The following is a 14,955-nucleotide window of genomic DNA, read 5'->3' as shown; positions in this document are numbered from 1 at the left end:
CGCGCGGCGGGCGTCAGTCGTCGGAGCCGAGTTCGGGCAGGTTCTGCATCAGGGGCACGAACTCGGCCACCGACAGCGACCCGTCGCCATCGGTGTCGTAGTCGGCGAACAGCGCCTTGACGACCGGCGACAGGTCGCCGACCTCGGTCGCGGGGAACAGGCTCGCGACCGCCGCGGCCACCTCCTCCTCCGTGAGCCTTCCGTCCCCGTCGGTGTCGTACCGGGCGAACACCGCCTCGAACCGATCAGACATGATCACCTTTCCTCGAAGTAAGCCCGCCCCGATCGTAGCCACGCCGAACCACCGGCGTCCGTGGCCGACCTGTCTGCCGGCCGCTAGGGCGTGTTTAAGAAGTGGTCTTGGTGACGGCGCGGAGCCAGATGTCGATCACGGCCACTTCGATGGTGGCCTGATAGCGGACGGCGAGCTTGTCATAGCGGGTCGCGACCGCCCGCTGCTGTTTCAGCAGGTTGATGTCGCACTCGACCGCGTGGCGGAGCCGGTAGGCGTTCGGATCGGACACCGGCGGGCGCCCTCCGGCCGAGCCCTTGGCTTCGCGGTTGGCCTGCTGATCGGCCTTGACCGCAATGGTGGCCGCGATCCCGCGGCGGCGCAGATGGGCGCGGTCGGCCCATCGGCCAGCGCCCGGTCCGGGCGGGTGCGCGGCCGCCCGCGCCCGGACCGGGCGACCCGGACCAGCCCCAGCGCCGGGACGAACTGCGGGCTGTCCCCGCACTGCCCGGCGGTGATCAGCACGGACATCGGCTTGCAGCCCTGCTCACACGCCAGATGGATCTTGGTGGTCCGGCCACCGCGCGAGCGCCCCAGCCCATGATCGGCCGGCTCGTCTCCCGGCGGTTCGACCCGCCCGCCCACGTCAGGGCGGGCGCCCGCAGCATGCTGATGGGCCCGGTTGACGGTCGAGTCCACCGACACACGATAGAACCAGTGATGGAAAATCTTTGTGTCACTCCAAGATCGCCGCCACATAGGCTCTGACCTGCGGAAACGGTGGAGCGGGCGACGGGAATCGAACCCGCGTAGCCAGTTTGGAAGCGGCGCCGATCACCCCTTCGATGATCATGGAAAGTCCATTAATCTGCAGGTCAGAGGCAGTTTAGTGTGCCATCCTGTGCTCGTCGGTATCGCTCGGATTTCCATGATCCAGTGACAAATGAGTGACAGATGATCTTGGTCGGGGGGCCATGGGTTTCACACGCAAGCGCAAGGGTCCAGAGGGAACCCGATACCAGGCGCTCTACGACGACGCACGGGGCGTCCGCCAGACGGCCGGCACCTTCGGCACCCGCAAGGAGGCCGACCGAGCCTGGCAACGAGCCGAGTCGCGCATCGCCGAAGGCAAAGCGGGCGACCCTCGCCGCGCCCGCCAGACCTTCCGCACCTACGTAGAGGAACGCTGGTTCCCGAACCACCGCATCGAGGCATCGACTCGCCAGGACTACGCCTACGCGCTCGGGGCCCACGTCATACCGTACTTCGGCGACATGAAGCTGCAGGACATCACCTCAGAGACCGTCCGCGAGTGGATCACGCACCTCAAGAAGCAGGGCGCCTCGGCCTACAGCATCAAGTACTGCAAGACCGCAATCCTCAACGCCATCTTCACGACCGCGGTCAACGACGGCGTCCTCGTCTACCACCCGAGCCGCGGCGTGAAGACCGACCCCGTCCCCGAGAAGCCGCGCCAGATCATCACCGCCGAGCAGTTCGCCCGCATCTACGAGGCGCTCCCGGACGCGACCGCCAAGCTCCTGGTCGAGACCGACATAGAAAGCGGCCTCCGCTGGGGCGAGCTGACCGAACTCCGCGTCAAGGACCTCGACTTCGCCACCGGCATCCTCACCGTCAGCCGCTCCGTCGTCGAACTCGTCCCCAAGTTCCACCCCGAAGGCCGCCGCTTCCTGGTCAAGGACTACCCCAAGGGCAAGCGCTGGCGCCGCTTCAAGCTCAGCCCCCAGATTGTCACCAAACTCAAGGCCCATGTAGAAGCCAACAACCTCACCCCGGACGACCTCTTCTTCAGCCGCCGCCGAGACGAGCCGCCCAAGCTCGAACTCCTAGACCCCGACACCCTCACCTTCAAAGCCCCGAACGGCCGCACCTACACCCACGGAACGACCACGGGCTACAACATCGGCAAGTGCAAGTGCCGCCACTGCCGAGCCGCCTACGCCGCCTACCGCGCCAAGCGCCGTGCCCAGGGCAAGGACAACCCCCGCAATCCCCGCGTCATCGATGACGACCCCCACATCTCCGCCAACTGGTTCCGAACCCACTGCGGGCACCCGGCCCGAGCCGCCGCCGACCTCGGATGGTCACCCCGCATCCACGACCTCCGCCACGCCCACGCCTCCTGGCTCCTAGCCGGCGGCGCCGACCTCCAGGTCGTCAAAGAACGCCTCGGCCACCGCAAGATCTCCACCACCGAGCGCTACCTCCACACCCTCCCCACCGCCGACGAAACCGCACTCGAGGCCCTCGCCAAGATCCGCACAACCCCTACCGGCCTACCCACTCCGGACACAGAGACGGAACTGGCGGAGGCCAAAGCCAAGATCGTTAAACTCCGAGCCGTAATAGCCGAACAACTCATTGCTCAGAACCCAACGAGTCCGAGGGTTCGCCCCGCCTGAACCAGACCTCGCCTGAGTCGCCTACCGAATGCGCGACATCGTTAGCACCGAAAGGCCAGGGTTAGCTACTCCAACGTCTCCGCCCACCTTACTTGGACGCTGAAGCGCCATCACCAGCCCGGTTCTCATAGAGTAAAAACTTGTTGACAGCCGTGCCATAATCTTATTCGTGGAACCCTCTAGTGGATATCGATTCTCCCCCGAGATCGCCTACTTCGACCTTACGGCTGAATACAGCAGCCTTGAAGGATGGGGCATCCAGATCGTCAACTCTATGGGTGCTCGCCTGAGGGCAGCCCTCATTGATCCGGCAGACAAGGGCGCATGCAATCGACTATTGAGCGGCCCGATCCCCGAGGGCCCTCACTTCGTGTACGAGAGCTCAACGAATCTGTTTAACGCACGTCGAGGGCGTGGCCCCCTGTTCATTGCCTGGGACACTAATATACTCATTGATTACTTTGAGTATGGACGGGCCTTGTGGGAGGGCAGTGAACTCCCATCCCTGCCTGAAGAATACTATGCGGAACTAGAAGGAATCCAGCTGTTGATCGCACTGTGGGTGATGCGGGACATTAGGTTCATTATATTGCCTGGGACTATCAAGGACGCCAAAAAGCGACTTCCGGCCGAGCGGCGAGCTCAGAGAGTTCGAGCATTCAGAGAGTTCACTTCAGCCCTAATCCTGGTAAGCAGTGGACCCTCCCGGATAGACTCCCCCTCCAGAGAGGGTTTGCTCGTTCTCCCGGACTCCCTCCTAGAAGATGCAGCGACAAATGTTCCTCAAGGGTTCGACCGTATACTGGTGACATCCGCAGCTCGCATGGGCATACATGTGTTCATGACCATGGATAAAGGCATACTCAAGCAGCGTGAAACTTTCAGGTCATTTGGATTGCTCCTGGCATCACCGCTCGATACGTTTGAACACCTTCTCGCGTGTGGGGCTTTTCACTGCATGTTTGCACCTCGTTATGCACACTGGCCTCTACCAGATCAGATGCGGGTTGGCCACCTGATCAGAGCCCTGCCTGAAGTCTGATCAACTTCATCAGGAGCGGCTCCGGAGGGGGAGATTTCCTCAGGTGTAGAGTAGGTCGTGGTGAGGTGGGGCTGCCCGTGGTTTGCATCGAGGGGGCAGGGCTTTAACTCCTCAGCCGAGAGCGCCGTTTTTACGGCCCGGCACACCCTTATTGCGGTTGTGTTCTCGGGATTTGTTCTAGCTGGGCGGAGCGTCGTAGTGGCGGTGAGTCGCCCACTTTCGTGCGGCGGTCGCGTGGTCGAGTGCCCAGGGCTCGTAGTTGGTGGCGAGGTTGGCTTGCCATTTGTCGGCGAAGGCGCGGGCGAACAGGTCGATGGTGGCTGGGGCGGTGGTCGTCCAGGCGGGGAACTGTGAGGCCCAGTGTTCGGCTTCGGTTGGGGTGTGGCCGGCTTTGAGTAGCCAGGGGATGAGGAGTGCTATCTCGAGGAAGGCGGCGCCGCGTCCGGCGAAGGTCCAGTCCACGACGTAGGCGGTGTCGTTGTCGCCGAGGAGGACGTTGGCGGGGTTGAGGTCGGCGTGCAGCAGTGTGTTGCCGGCCAGTGGGGTCATGTCGCCCATCGATTCCCAGCGGCGCTCGACCCGTTTGCGTTCCAGCACGTCGGGGAGCGGGCGTGCCTGCAGCCTGCCGATGATCTTGGTGAGGGTGTTCAGGTCGGGTGAGCCGGGGGTGTAGTCGGCGTGCCGGGCCTGGACGTACTCGAAGGCGAGAACGAGCCACCCGCCCGCCTCCACGGTCCAGTGGAGGCGGGGGGCGTACTCGGTGACGTGGGGGTTGATCGCGGCTTCCCAGCGCAGCGACCTGACTTCCGGGCCGTCGGTGTCCGGCGCGGTCTTGCGTGCGGCCTTGACGAAAAGCCGGCCGTCCGCGGTGTGGATGGTCGCGGCGATGTCGGCGTGGTTGCCGGCGGGCGCGGGCTCGACCCGTCGGATGGGGCCGGTGCGCGCCGTGACCGCGCTGATCACCTCGGGCGGCAGGTCGGACCAGTGGCTGCGCATGGATCAATCCCCGTGGTGGTGTCAGGCGTGCATCGGTGGCTGCGCGCAGTTCTCCGGGCAGCAGGACTCGCCGTCCATCCACCATTCCAGATCGACGCGGTACCCGGTGGCGCGCATCGCCGCCAGGCCGCGCTCGGACGCCTGCCCGGACCGGATGTCCTCGTCCATGATCGGCAGGTGATGCATGAACCGGCCCGCGACCATCTCGCACACGGCCGCGAAGGTGCGAGTACGCATCATGGAGCGGTGCCAGATCTTGTCGACGGCGGGCGAGGGCGCGAACTTCACCCAGGCGCGGGAGTCGCCGCCGACTTCGGTCATGGTGTCTCTTCACGCCTTCATGAAGACCAGGAACTGCTCGACGCCGCGCTCGGCGTAGGGGCGGGTGACCTTGTCGAAGGCCACCACGTCGTCCACCATCTGGTCGAACAGTTCGGGTGTGACGAGACCGCGTGGATCTTTGGCCGCGACGGCCAGGTCGAGAGCGAGAGTCATGTGCACCTCCGACGCGCGTTGTGGTTGGTTCTCTCGGCCCAGGCGCGCGTCTGTTGCCTGGGCAGGAGGGCTTTAGGGCGGGGCAAGCTCCAGGGGTGCCGTCCCGCCGCGAGCAGCTCCTGGCTTACGGTGCGGGCGGCAGCGCGTTCGATGACGTTGCCGAGGTACTCGATCCGCTCGGGGGCCTCACGCCTACTGAGCAGGTAGTACTGCGACTCGGGGACGACTTCCTGTTCCATGAGTCGGCGGTAGGAGCCCAGTGCACTGGCTAGGTCTCGCGCATTGTCGGGATCAGGCGACACGACGTCTCCTGTTCGAGGTGTGCGCGGTGGGCGCGTGATAACGGGAGCGGTGTGGCCCGCTGGGGCTGGCTGTGCTGTGTATCGCGTTGTTGGTGTGGGGGCGCGGCGGCTTCCGAGGGGTGAAGGCCGCCGCGCCCTGCCGCACATCGCCCTCTAGCCGGAGCGGCAATCTGAGGTTGATCCGCGACGCCTGGTTCCCGCTGGTCATCGCATGAGTCCCAGCGTGCGGATGATCTGTCCTTCGAGCGCCACCAAGGTGGGGGCGTCCAGGACCTGGCGGGGGCCGGGGACCATGACCCACCATGCGCGGGTGTAGTGCCCCCACCAGACGATCCCTCCGTATTGGCGGGCGAGCCGGCCGAGTTCGGCATCGCGGATCGACTTGGCTGCTATCCGGCTGGTTGCGGTTCGCAGCTCGTCGGCGGGGAGGTGCTGTGGGTAGCCAGTGGGGTTCATGGTGTGGCCACCTCCGAAATGAGGTCGCTGCCGGTGGTGGTCTGCCTGCCGCCTGAGGAGTTCGGGACGCACGCGTGCTGGGCGGTGAGTCCCTCGACCAGGGCGGCCTCGATGTTGGTCCTCATGCAGTCATCGGCGGGACGGACGAGCAGGAACTTGCGTTGAGAGCGCTGCCAGGCCGCTATATCCCCGGTGGCTTCGCGCAGCTCACGAGGGTTGGCCGTCACCAGCAACCCATGTCCGTCCGACATGGGGACGAACGCCCACCAGGCCCTCGCGGCTCGCCGGTGCCAGGTCACCGGGTCGGGCGAGGAGTTACCCATGGGCCCGCCCAGCGAGCTTTCCCTTGACAGCTACGACCACCTCGTGCAGGTGTGCGTCATCGGCCGGTGCGATGGCACCACCATCGGAGAACCAGAACCACAGCTCACCACCGCAGTTCGTGCGCAGGTCGCATCGGACCAACACCGGGGAGGAGAAGGCGGCAGGGATCGCAAGCAAGGGCTCAGACTCGGCCACCTCTACCGCATAGCCGTGGGACTTGAGCGTCTGGGTGAGCGCCCAGACGCGCAACCAGCGCGTCTCTAGCGCTTTCGATGTATCCGTTGACATTACGAGCCCCTCTTACCTAGAGGCGTGAATAGTGATCTTCGGTTAAGCTTTTCTTAACGCTATGGCGTTGATTGATGCCGATGAACTGACGGCGAGTACGAGTACGGACGGCGGTAGTGGACTCATGGCGCCAGGTGGACGAGAAACCCTGACTGGCAGTCGGGGTTTCAACAGCGGCCCCCGCGAAGGTCGTATTTCGGGCTACCTTCTCAAGGTCATCCGCGAGTCGATCGGATTCACTCAGGACGGACTGGCCGAAGACCTTGGAGTCGACCTCACGACTGTGCAGGGCTGGGAGTCTGGGCGGCGGCCTCTCATCGCCGTGCCCACGGGGAGTTTTCTGGCGATTCGTGCACGATTGCTACGACTCGGGGCGCAGCCGAACTTGCTCGCTCAACTCGAACCGGCGCTTGAGGCTGATCACTTCCTCGCGCAGGTCTTGAATACCGCACCAGTGAAGGTTCCGCCGGATGAGCATCCGCTCTCCGCGTGGGTGATCACGCGGCCGTTCACTGACATGACCTCATGGGCGGTGTCCGGTCAGCGGCCGTCCTTCTTGGACGATGTCCCACGTAGATCTTCCCGTCGCGGTCCGGTTTCGAGCGGGCCACGCTTGGCGGTAGACGAGCGGGCTCACTTCTTCGAGCACCTTAGGAGCGCCGCAGAGAGAGCCGATGTCAGCACTGTCGACGGGATGCTGCTTCGTAGGCAAGCACATTACGTCGCGAGCTTCGATGATTCCGTAGAGACGGCGGAATGGTTGGCGGGAATGCAGCGCCAGGAGGAGCGCAGGTCTCAACGTTCTGCCGACTGGTCGCTGTCCTGGGCTGTTGTGCGGTCCGGAGCGCACTCCCTTGCTCGTAAGGGGGACCGCGAGGCGCTTCAAGCGTTCATCGGCCAAGCGATGAAGACCGACAGGTGCGAGACGGCCAACCTCAACTACTGGGCGTACTGGCTGGGGGAGATCGCCGAGCCACAGACAGCCGACACGTTCATGGTCGAGTTGCCCACTCGGTCCTGGAGAGGCACGAAGCTGCTTGCTCATCTGGTGGGCAAGCTGGAGCCGAAGAACGTCTACATCGATGTCGTCGCTCATACGGTCTGGGCGCTTCTTCAGCACCGCCCCGCTATCGTCCATGACGAGCCCGGCACGCTCGGTCGGTTGAAGGAACGGGCAGCGCGGGTCCTGGACGAAGCGGCAGTCTCCGTCCAGTCGCGACGGGAGTTGGAAGAGGTCCTCTACGGTCTACGTATCGCGGACGGGCGTTGAGAGAAGGGTGAGCATGGCGAACGAGACGGAGCGGCTGGCGGGGTTCCTGTACGAGATCGGGCTTCTCAAGCGCTACAAGCGCACCGGGTGGCTTGTAGCGGGCGTGAACGATCCCGAGAGCATCGCTGATCACTCGCTCCGTACGGCGATCATCGCGAGCGTCCTGGCTGCGATGGAGGGGGCCAACCCCGAGCGTGCTGCACTGCTCAGCCTCTTTCATGACAGCCAGGAGACGCGCCTCACCGACATCCCCTACGTGGCCAAGCCGTACGTGAAGAAGGCGTCCAACGAGCAGGTCACCGAGCGTCAGACCCGCGGTTTGCCGGAGGTGGTCACCGCCATGATCACGGGCGTCGTCGCGGAGTACGAAGGCAAGGCCAGCGCCGAGGCGATGTGCGCCCGTGACGCGGACAAGCTCGAGTGCCTCATTCAGGCCATCGAGTACCGAGAGCACGGCAATCAGAACACCCAACCGTGGGTAGAAAGCTCACTCGCCCAGCTCCAGACCGCGTCCGCCAAGCGACTCGCCGAGGAGGCGCAGAAGACCGGCTCTCTCGAGTGGTTCATGCGAGCGTTGAACGGCGACGAGGACGCGTAGAGGCGTCCTCGTCCCTAGGGTCCCTGGCCGACATCTGCGGCTTGGCCGAAGCTGGGAAGGTCGTCAGCGGGAGGACCGGCGTGGCTGCCCCTCCTCCTCGCAGCCTGTGAGGGCTGAAGCCCTCCCTCATCGGATCGACTGGCCGATTCTCACACCGGAGACGTTCTCGGCGATTCCTGTTCTTGCTGCGCGGACCGGATAGCGAGGAATTCGTTAGCAAGCTGAAGGATGCGATACCGCCCGACAGTAAGCGTCAGAATGGCTCGTCAATTGATACGAGTCGACCTTCGCGAACCGATGCATCATCAGCTCAGTGCGGGATGCAAGATAGCTGGTAGAGCGCTACCTGTTGTGGATAACTTCCGCTCGGAAGACGACACTGGCCAGGCAGGGGACCGAGCGCGGTCCCTCAAAGCCAGGAGCGGAGGTGCATGACGACATCCAAACGAGGCAGCTCCGGGTCGGAGCCACTGCAGCGGCGAGCGAAGCTCGGTGGAGGGCGGCGGCGAGATCGGGAACTGAGAATCCGCGTCTGCGACCAGGAGTACGAAGAGTTCCACGACGCGGCGACGCGAGCCGGGCTCGCATGTAGCTGCCTTCGTCGTGAAGACGGTTCGTACTGCGATCCGCGAGCAGCGGCCGGTGGACGGGGCGCTCGTCGCGTTGCATGCCGAGCTGCGGAATGCCAGCCGTCAGGTGAATGCGGTCGGGGTCAACCTCAACCAGCTCGTGCGCCATGCCAATGCCTACAACGAGGTTCCGGAGTCGGTGGCGTGGTTGGCGGCGTACTGCTTTCAGGTGGTGCGGCGGGCCGAAGCCGTCATCGTCGAACTCGGCAGGCGGCTGCCGTGATCGCCAAGGTCACGCGCGGCGCGGATGTCGGGAACCCGCTGCGGTACTTGTACGGGCCGGGCAAGCGCAACGAGCACGCCAACCCCCACCTCGTCGCCAGATACCGGCACCCGGCCGCACTGGAACCAGCGAAACGCGCGGACGGCAAGCGCGACCTTCGGCCGCTGGGCGAGGCGCTGCGGTCTCCGCTGGACACGATGCGGCGAAGCCGGCCCGCGGGACCGGTCTGGCAGTGCTCGTTGCGGACGGCCCCCACAGACCGGGCTCTGACCGATGAGGAGTGGGCCGACGTCGCCGAGGAGTTGGTGCACCAGACCGGCATCGCACCACGCGGAGATCCGGAGGCGTGCCGGTGGATCGCCGTGCGGCACGCCGACGATCACATCCACGTCGTGGCCACGCTCGCTCGAGAGGACGGCCGGCGGCCGAACATCACCCGCGACCACCTGAAGGCGCGGCAGGCGTGCCAGGTCGTCGAGGAACGGTACGGGCTGTGCCGTACCGCGCCCGCGGATCGGACGGCGGCGCCCCGCCCCACACGTGCTGAGATGGAACGGACCGAACGCGCCGGGTTGGAGGAGCCTCCTCGTACCGCGTTGCGTCGGCAGGTGGCCGCGGTCGCTGCCTCGTCCGACAGCGGAGACGCGTTCTTCGCTGGCCTGCGCGAACGCGCGCTGACGGTCCGGCTGAGATTCAGCGTCCGCACGCCCGGCGAGGTGACGGGATACGCCGTTGCCTTGCCCGAATACACCATCTCGGAGGGGGCGCCGGTCTTCTTCTCCGGCGGCAAGCTCGCCGATGACCTCACCTTGCCCAAGCTGCGCCTCCGGTGGAACGACGGCGCAATCCGTCAGCCCGCTGCCCCCTCGCGCCGGTGGGCCCCGGGTCCGTCGGCCGACCACCGGTTGCAGACCGCCGCCTATCGGGAGGCCGCTCAAGCGGCCGGTACGGCGGCTTGGCAAATGCGCGAGTTCCGCGATCCTGGTGTCCGTGCCGATCTGGCAGTGGCGGCCTCTGATGTCCTGCACGTCACTGCAGACATCACCGGCAACCGCAAACTGGCCAAGGCTGCCGACTTCTACGACCGCGCCGCCCGAGAACCGTTCGGCCGCCCGCCACCGGTCACCCCGTACGGAACTGCCCTGCGCGTGGTAGCGCGCACACTCGCAATCACTAACGTTCATTGGGGAGATCGACGCGAGCACAAAAGGAACCTCACCGTCGACCTGCTGTTCCTCATCGCCAACCTCGCCGATCTCATCGAAGCGACGGCCGAGCACCGCCTGGCCCAGCAACGCCTCGCCCAAGCCGATGCCGCACGCCAGGCCGCAGGGCGGCTACACGCCGTCCGACGAACGGTGACTGGGCCGACCGCACCGGTGCCGCCACGCCTCGCGGAAACCCTCGACGAGGGGCGGGCGATGGCGAGGCTCGCAGCCGAAGCCTTCCCCGTACCGCTGGTCGAAGGACTGGGCTCGACCGCCGCATCCTCTGCTCGTCCACCTCAGGCGCCCCAGCGTCGTAGCGGCGCGCCCAGGCGCTGACCTGCCGAGGGCGAGACTCGCCGGTGCCTCTGGAGTGCTGGAGTCAAGATCGAGGCACAGGCACAATCACCGAGCGTAAACAACGTCATGAAGCGGCAGAGCATCTATCTGCCGCTCCTCACAGGAAGGACGGGCCATGTCCACGAACAGCTCTGGCCCTCCCACGGAGGGCCTGCACCCCAGGGAGTGCACTCATGACCTCCAACGCCAGCGCGACCAGCCGTAACGCCCAGGTCGACCACGAGACCGAACAGCTCGCCGAGGATCTGGAAAGCGCCGTCCACTCGCTGAAGCGGGCAGTGGAAGAACCGGGCGGCCTTGCCGGACCCGCGACCGCCTTCACGGTGCTGGACGCCGCCCACACAGCCGCCACCGAGCTCGACCAACTTCTACTCCACCTCGAACGCTTCCTCGCGCACCAGCACGCGGACGGACGCCTCGTCCGTGACCACGGCGGGAGCCTCGACGGGGCACTCGACGACTTCGGCCGCGCCATCCTCCACGCCCGCCACCTGGGCGCCGGATGCGGCGAAGCCATCAACCAGGCCCGAAGCGCGATCAACCACGTTCACGGCACAGGATCGCCGCCCGCAACCAGCGCACTACCACTCGGCGGCACTGCCACCGAACCGGCTCCCACGGCCCCGATCCGAAGAGACGCGCCACGGGTGACGCCTCCGGATTGCCGAGGGCTACGGGCGAGATGGTTCGGCATCTTCCGGAAGGGGGCCTGAGCCGTGAAGCAGATGAGCCAGGATGAGCTCCTCGCCCTCCCCACCACCATCAGCGTCGAGACTGCCGCCCGCGCCATCGGGCTCGGACGCACACGCGCCTACCAGCTCGCCCGCCGAGGCGAGTTCCCCTGCAAGGTCATCCGCATCGGCGCCAGCTACCGCGTCGTGACGGTCGACCTCCGCCGGCTTCTCGGCATCGAGCCGAGCTAGCGGACGTCCAGCGAGCGAAGGTCCGGTTCTCCGTTGGAGGGCCGGGCCTTCGGCGTTGAGGGTGCCGGGTCCGTGCCTGTGGTGATCTTTGCCGGGTGTCGCCAGGCCATGATCGTGAAGGTCTGCAGATGAACCAGGATGGTGCTCAGGCGTGCCCGATCCCAGTGACAAATGGGTGACAAATGATCTTGGGAGGGGCTTTCAAGATCGGCCCGCAGGGCTCTGACCTGGGGAAATGGGAGAGCGGGCGACGGGAATCGAACCCGCGTAGCCAGTTTGGAAGACTGGGGCTCTACCATTGAGCTACGCCCGCGGGCGGATGGAGGCCGGGTGGTCTCGATCGCCATCCCGTAGCGTACAGGGTTCGCGGGGTGGACGGGGTCGGCGGGTGGGTTGCGCGCTGGGCGCAGCGGGCGGGTGTGATCGGCACTAGACTTCTCCCCGTCATCGCGGTCTGCGGGCTGTAGCGCAGTTTGGTAGCGCACTGGCTTTGGGTGCCAGGGGTCGTGGGTTCAAATCCCGCCAGCCCGACAAGACGGAACGGCCGGGCGCGGTGCGCCCGGCCGTGGTCATTTGAGGAGGTCGCGGGCCTTCGACGCGGCCATGGCGAGGGCCTTCGGCAGGTTCTCGGGGCGCCCGCTGCCCGCTTGGGCGATGGGGCCCTTGCCGCCTGCGCCGCCGCCCAGTTCTCGGGCGGCTTCGGTCAGCAGGTCGCGTGCCCGGATGCCGGTGTTCGCGCCCGTTGTTGCTATGAGGGACGCCTTGCCGTTGTGGTCGGTGCCCAGGATCACGATGCCGTCCGGGGTGAGGGCGTCGGTGGCGACGGTGCGTAGGTCTGCGCTTGTTGCGCTGGGGATGAGGTTCGTTGCCAGCCAGCCGTGAGGGAGTTGTTCGGTCAGGGATCGTAGGTGTTGTGTTTGTTCTTTGAGTTCTGCTTGGTGGAGCTTCTCTAGGTGGTTTTGGGCTTCTGTGAGCGTTTGCAGGCGTTGGCGTAGGCGGTCGGGGGCCTGGTCTGGGTGGACGTTCAGGAGCGCCGCCAGTTCGTGGAGGACGGTGCTCTGGTGGTCGTAGTGGCGTAGCGCGTCGGCGCCGGTCAGGGCCTCGATGCGGCGGAGGCCGGCGCCGATGGACGATTCGCCGATGATGTGGACGGGGCCCGCTTGTGAGCCGTGGCCCACGTGGGTGCCGCCGCAGAGTTCGCGGGACGCGTCGCCGATGTCCACTATGCGGACGGTGTCTGAGTACTTCTCGCCGAACAGTGCCAGTGCGCCGGCCCTCTCTGCTTCCGCTCGGGTCGCCTCCCAGACGCGGACGTCGGGGTCGTCGAGCAGGTAGTCGTTGATCAGGGTTTGCAGCGGGGGCGTTTCGACGGGGGAGTGGTGCGTGAAGTCGAAGCGCAGGCGGCCGGGCTCGACGCGGGAGCCGCGTTGGGTCGCGTGGTCGCCTAGGACGCGGCGCAGCATGGCGTGGAGGACGTGGGTGGCGCTGTGCGAGCGGGCGGTCGCGGCGCGGTGGGGCGCGTCGACAACTGCCTCTGCGTCGTCGCCCGGACGTAGTTCGCCGTCCAGTATGCGGACAGTGTGGACGTGCAGGCCGTCCAAGCCCAGGCGGGTGTCGAGGACCTGTGCCGTGGCTGCGGAGGTGTGGAGGCGCCCTTTGTCGCCTACCTGGCCGCCCGACTCCGCGTAGAAGGGGGTGCGGGAGAGGATCACGTCGACCAGCCCCTGTTCGGCGTGGGGGAGGACGGCGATGATGCATGTTTCCGCTGTTTGGGCTGAGTAGCCGACGAAGTCGGTTCGCCCGTGTTCGGCTGTGATGCGGCGGTAGAGCTCCTGGCGGGAGACCGCGTTGCCCTTCTTGTCGCGGTTCGCCTGGTGCGCTTGGCGGCGTTGGGCTTCGAGGAGCTGTGCGAACTCGTCCTCGTCGACGGTGAGGCCCGCCGAGCGTGCCGCGTCGATGGTCAGGTCGATCGGGAAGCCGTAGGTGTCGTGCAGTTCGAACGCGGTGCGGCCGGAGATGACCGAGGTCGCCCGGGTGATCGCCGTGTCGAGGAGGCGGGAGCCCTGGCGCAGCGTCCGGTCGAAGCCCTCTTCCTCCGCCGTGACGACCTGGTGAATGAGGGAGGAGTGCTCGGACAGCTCCGGCCAGGTCTCGCCCAGGGTGTCGATCACGCTGGACGTCAGGTCCGGCAGCGCCCGGTCGATGCCGAGGCGGCGCGCGTGGCGGATCGCGCGGCGCGTCAGGCGGCGCAGGACGTAGCCGCGGCCGTCGCGGGACGGCATCACGCCGTCGGCGATGAGGAACGCGATCGAGCGGGCGTGTTCCGTGACCACGCGGAATGAGGTCGAGTCGTCGCTTCCGTCGCGGCCGGGGTAGGGGCGGCCCGCCATTTCCTGGACGAGGGAGAGCGTCGGGAAGAGCAGATCGGTTTCGCAGACCGTGTCCACGTCCTGCAAAATCGCCGCCAGGCGGTCGAGACCGAGTCCCGTGTCGATGTTGCGCGCCGGGAGTTCGCCCAGGATCGGGTAGTCGTCCTTGCTCTGGCCCTCACCGCGGAGGTTCTGCATGAAGACGAGGTTCCACAGTTCCTGGTAGCGCTCGCCGTCGACCGCCGGGCCGCCCTCGCGTCCGAAGGACGGGCCTCGGTCGTAGTGCAGTTCGGAGGACGGTCCGCACGGGCCCGGTATGCCCATCGACCAGTAGTTGTCCTCCATTCCGAGCCGCTGGATCCGTTCGGACGGGACGCCTGCGCCCCGCCACAGGTCCACTGCCTCGTCGTCGTCCCGGAACACGGTGACCCAGAGGCGCTCCGGGTCGAGGTCGTAGTGGCGCGTGAACAATTCCCACGCCCAGGCGATCGCCTCCGCCTTGAAGTAGTCGCCGAAGGAGAAGTTGCCGAGCATTTCGAAGAACGTCGCGTGCCGTGTGGTGCGGCCCACGTTCTCGATGTCGGACGTGCGCGCGCACTTCTGCACGGAGACCGCCCGGGAGTGCTCCGGTTCGGTCTCGCCGAGGAAGTACGGCTTGAACTGGTTCATGCCCGCGTTCGTCAGCAGGAGCGTCGGATCGGACGGCACCAGCGGGCTGGACGGCACGACGCGGTGGTCGCGCTCGCGGAAGAAGTCGAGAAAGGTCGCGCGGATGTCAGAAGAGCGCATGGAACGGCCTCACGAGGTCGATGGGATGACG

The 14,955-nt window shown here is 66.2% G+C and carries 16 protein-coding genes, 2 tRNA genes and 1 pseudogene; 9 read left to right on the top strand and 10 right to left on the bottom strand.

Going from position 1 to position 14,955, the window contains the following annotated elements; genetic code table 11:
• Nucleotides 1–13: 13 nt before the first annotated feature.
• The 3 genes and pseudogenes from ABFX46_RS37515 to ABFX46_RS37505 all read right to left on the bottom strand — a co-directional run.
• Entirely contained in the window at nucleotides 14–253 is a 240-nt protein-coding gene (locus ABFX46_RS37515) for an EF-hand domain-containing protein (protein WP_346048750.1), read from the bottom strand.
• Nucleotides 254–347: 94 nt separating this feature from the next.
• On the bottom strand, nucleotides 348–524 hold the full coding sequence (locus ABFX46_RS37510; RefSeq protein ID WP_346048749.1) for a hypothetical protein: 177 nt from the start codon (nucleotides 522–524) through the stop codon (nucleotides 348–350).
• Between the two features lie 203 nt (nucleotides 525–727).
• Nucleotides 728–931, bottom strand: a pseudogene (locus ABFX46_RS37505) (IS5/IS1182 family transposase); the annotation flags it as partial.
• A 275-nt stretch (nucleotides 932–1,206) separates the two neighbouring features.
• Between ABFX46_RS37505 and ABFX46_RS37500 the strand changes: the two are divergent.
• Both ABFX46_RS37500 and ABFX46_RS37495 read left to right on the top strand, forming a co-directional pair.
• Nucleotides 1,207–2,655: a tyrosine-type recombinase/integrase gene (locus tag ABFX46_RS37500; RefSeq protein WP_346048748.1), complete on the top strand. Its 1,449-nt coding sequence runs from the start codon at nucleotides 1,207–1,209 to the stop codon at nucleotides 2,653–2,655.
• 169 nt (nucleotides 2,656–2,824) lie between these two features.
• A complete protein-coding gene (locus ABFX46_RS37495) occupies nucleotides 2,825–3,697 on the top strand; it encodes a hypothetical protein (protein WP_346048747.1) in 873 nt (290 codons plus the stop codon).
• A 177-nt stretch (nucleotides 3,698–3,874) separates the two neighbouring features.
• Here ABFX46_RS37495 and ABFX46_RS37490 read toward each other — a convergent pair whose 3' ends face one another.
• The 5 genes from ABFX46_RS37490 to ABFX46_RS37470 form a co-directional block, all read right to left on the bottom strand.
• Nucleotides 3,875–4,693 (bottom strand): phosphotransferase family protein, encoded by an 819-nt coding sequence (locus ABFX46_RS37490; RefSeq protein WP_346048746.1) that lies wholly within the window; start codon nucleotides 4,691–4,693, stop codon nucleotides 3,875–3,877.
• Nucleotides 4,694–4,714: 21 nt separating this feature from the next.
• Complete coding sequence (locus tag ABFX46_RS37485) at nucleotides 4,715–5,014, bottom strand: glycine-rich domain-containing protein (protein WP_346048745.1); 300 nt, start codon at nucleotides 5,012–5,014, stop codon at nucleotides 4,715–4,717.
• 9 nt (nucleotides 5,015–5,023) lie between these two features.
• On the bottom strand, nucleotides 5,024–5,188 hold the full coding sequence (locus ABFX46_RS37480; protein WP_346048744.1) for a hypothetical protein: 165 nt from the start codon (nucleotides 5,186–5,188) through the stop codon (nucleotides 5,024–5,026).
• Nucleotides 5,189–5,694: 506 nt separating this feature from the next.
• A complete protein-coding gene (locus tag ABFX46_RS37475; RefSeq protein ID WP_346048743.1) occupies nucleotides 5,695–5,946 on the bottom strand; it encodes a hypothetical protein in 252 nt (83 codons plus the stop codon).
• Entirely contained in the window at nucleotides 5,943–6,269 is a 327-nt protein-coding gene (locus ABFX46_RS37470) for a hypothetical protein (RefSeq protein WP_346048742.1), read from the bottom strand. Before ABFX46_RS37470 ends, ABFX46_RS37475 begins: the two co-directional genes overlap by 4 nt.
• 350 nt (nucleotides 6,270–6,619) lie before the next feature.
• On the opposite strand from ABFX46_RS37470, the gene ABFX46_RS37465 reads away from it, so the two are divergent.
• From ABFX46_RS37465 to ABFX46_RS37440, 6 genes are all read left to right on the top strand, one after another.
• The gene (locus tag ABFX46_RS37465) at nucleotides 6,620–7,828 is read left to right on the top strand and encodes a helix-turn-helix domain-containing protein (protein ID WP_346048741.1); all 1,209 of its coding nucleotides are present in this window, start codon (nucleotides 6,620–6,622) and stop codon (nucleotides 7,826–7,828) included.
• A gap of 13 nt (nucleotides 7,829–7,841) precedes the next feature.
• Nucleotides 7,842–8,426 carry an HD domain-containing protein gene (locus ABFX46_RS37460; RefSeq protein WP_346048740.1) on the top strand — a complete coding sequence of 195 codons (585 nt, stop codon included), beginning with the start codon at nucleotides 7,842–7,844 and terminating at the stop codon, nucleotides 8,424–8,426.
• A 603-nt stretch (nucleotides 8,427–9,029) separates the two neighbouring features.
• A complete protein-coding gene (locus ABFX46_RS37455; RefSeq protein ID WP_346048739.1) occupies nucleotides 9,030–9,278 on the top strand; it encodes a plasmid mobilization relaxosome protein MobC in 249 nt (82 codons plus the stop codon).
• Entirely contained in the window at nucleotides 9,275–10,822 is a 1,548-nt protein-coding gene (locus ABFX46_RS37450) for a relaxase/mobilization nuclease domain-containing protein (RefSeq protein WP_346048738.1), read from the top strand. The genes ABFX46_RS37455 and ABFX46_RS37450 overlap by 4 nt, the downstream gene beginning before the upstream one ends.
• Before the next feature lie 194 nt (nucleotides 10,823–11,016).
• Nucleotides 11,017–11,556: a hypothetical protein gene (locus ABFX46_RS37445; RefSeq protein ID WP_163055819.1), complete on the top strand. Its 540-nt coding sequence runs from the start codon at nucleotides 11,017–11,019 to the stop codon at nucleotides 11,554–11,556.
• A gap of 12 nt (nucleotides 11,557–11,568) precedes the next feature.
• Complete coding sequence (locus ABFX46_RS37440) at nucleotides 11,569–11,766, top strand: helix-turn-helix domain-containing protein (RefSeq protein WP_346048737.1); 198 nt, start codon at nucleotides 11,569–11,571, stop codon at nucleotides 11,764–11,766.
• Between the two features lie 242 nt (nucleotides 11,767–12,008).
• Here the strand turns inward: ABFX46_RS37440 and ABFX46_RS37435 are convergent.
• Nucleotides 12,009–12,079 (bottom strand) — tRNA-Gly (locus tag ABFX46_RS37435).
• A 144-nt stretch (nucleotides 12,080–12,223) separates the two neighbouring features.
• Here ABFX46_RS37435 and ABFX46_RS37430 point away from each other — a divergent pair.
• Nucleotides 12,224–12,297 (top strand) — tRNA-Pro (locus ABFX46_RS37430).
• Between the two features lie 38 nt (nucleotides 12,298–12,335).
• Here ABFX46_RS37430 and alaS read toward each other — a convergent pair.
• Nucleotides 12,336–14,924, bottom strand: a complete 2,589-nt coding sequence (gene alaS, locus ABFX46_RS37425; protein WP_346048736.1) for an alanine--tRNA ligase — start codon at nucleotides 14,922–14,924, stop codon at nucleotides 12,336–12,338.
• Nucleotides 14,925–14,955: the final 31 nt, after the last annotated feature.

The organism is Actinomadura chokoriensis, assembly GCF_039529475.1.
Lineage (GTDB): Bacteria > Actinomycetota > Actinomycetes > Streptosporangiales > Streptosporangiaceae > Spirillospora > Spirillospora bangladeshensis.
The sequence above is the reverse complement of the archived record's forward strand: the minus strand, read 5'-3'. Positions and strand labels throughout refer to the sequence as shown.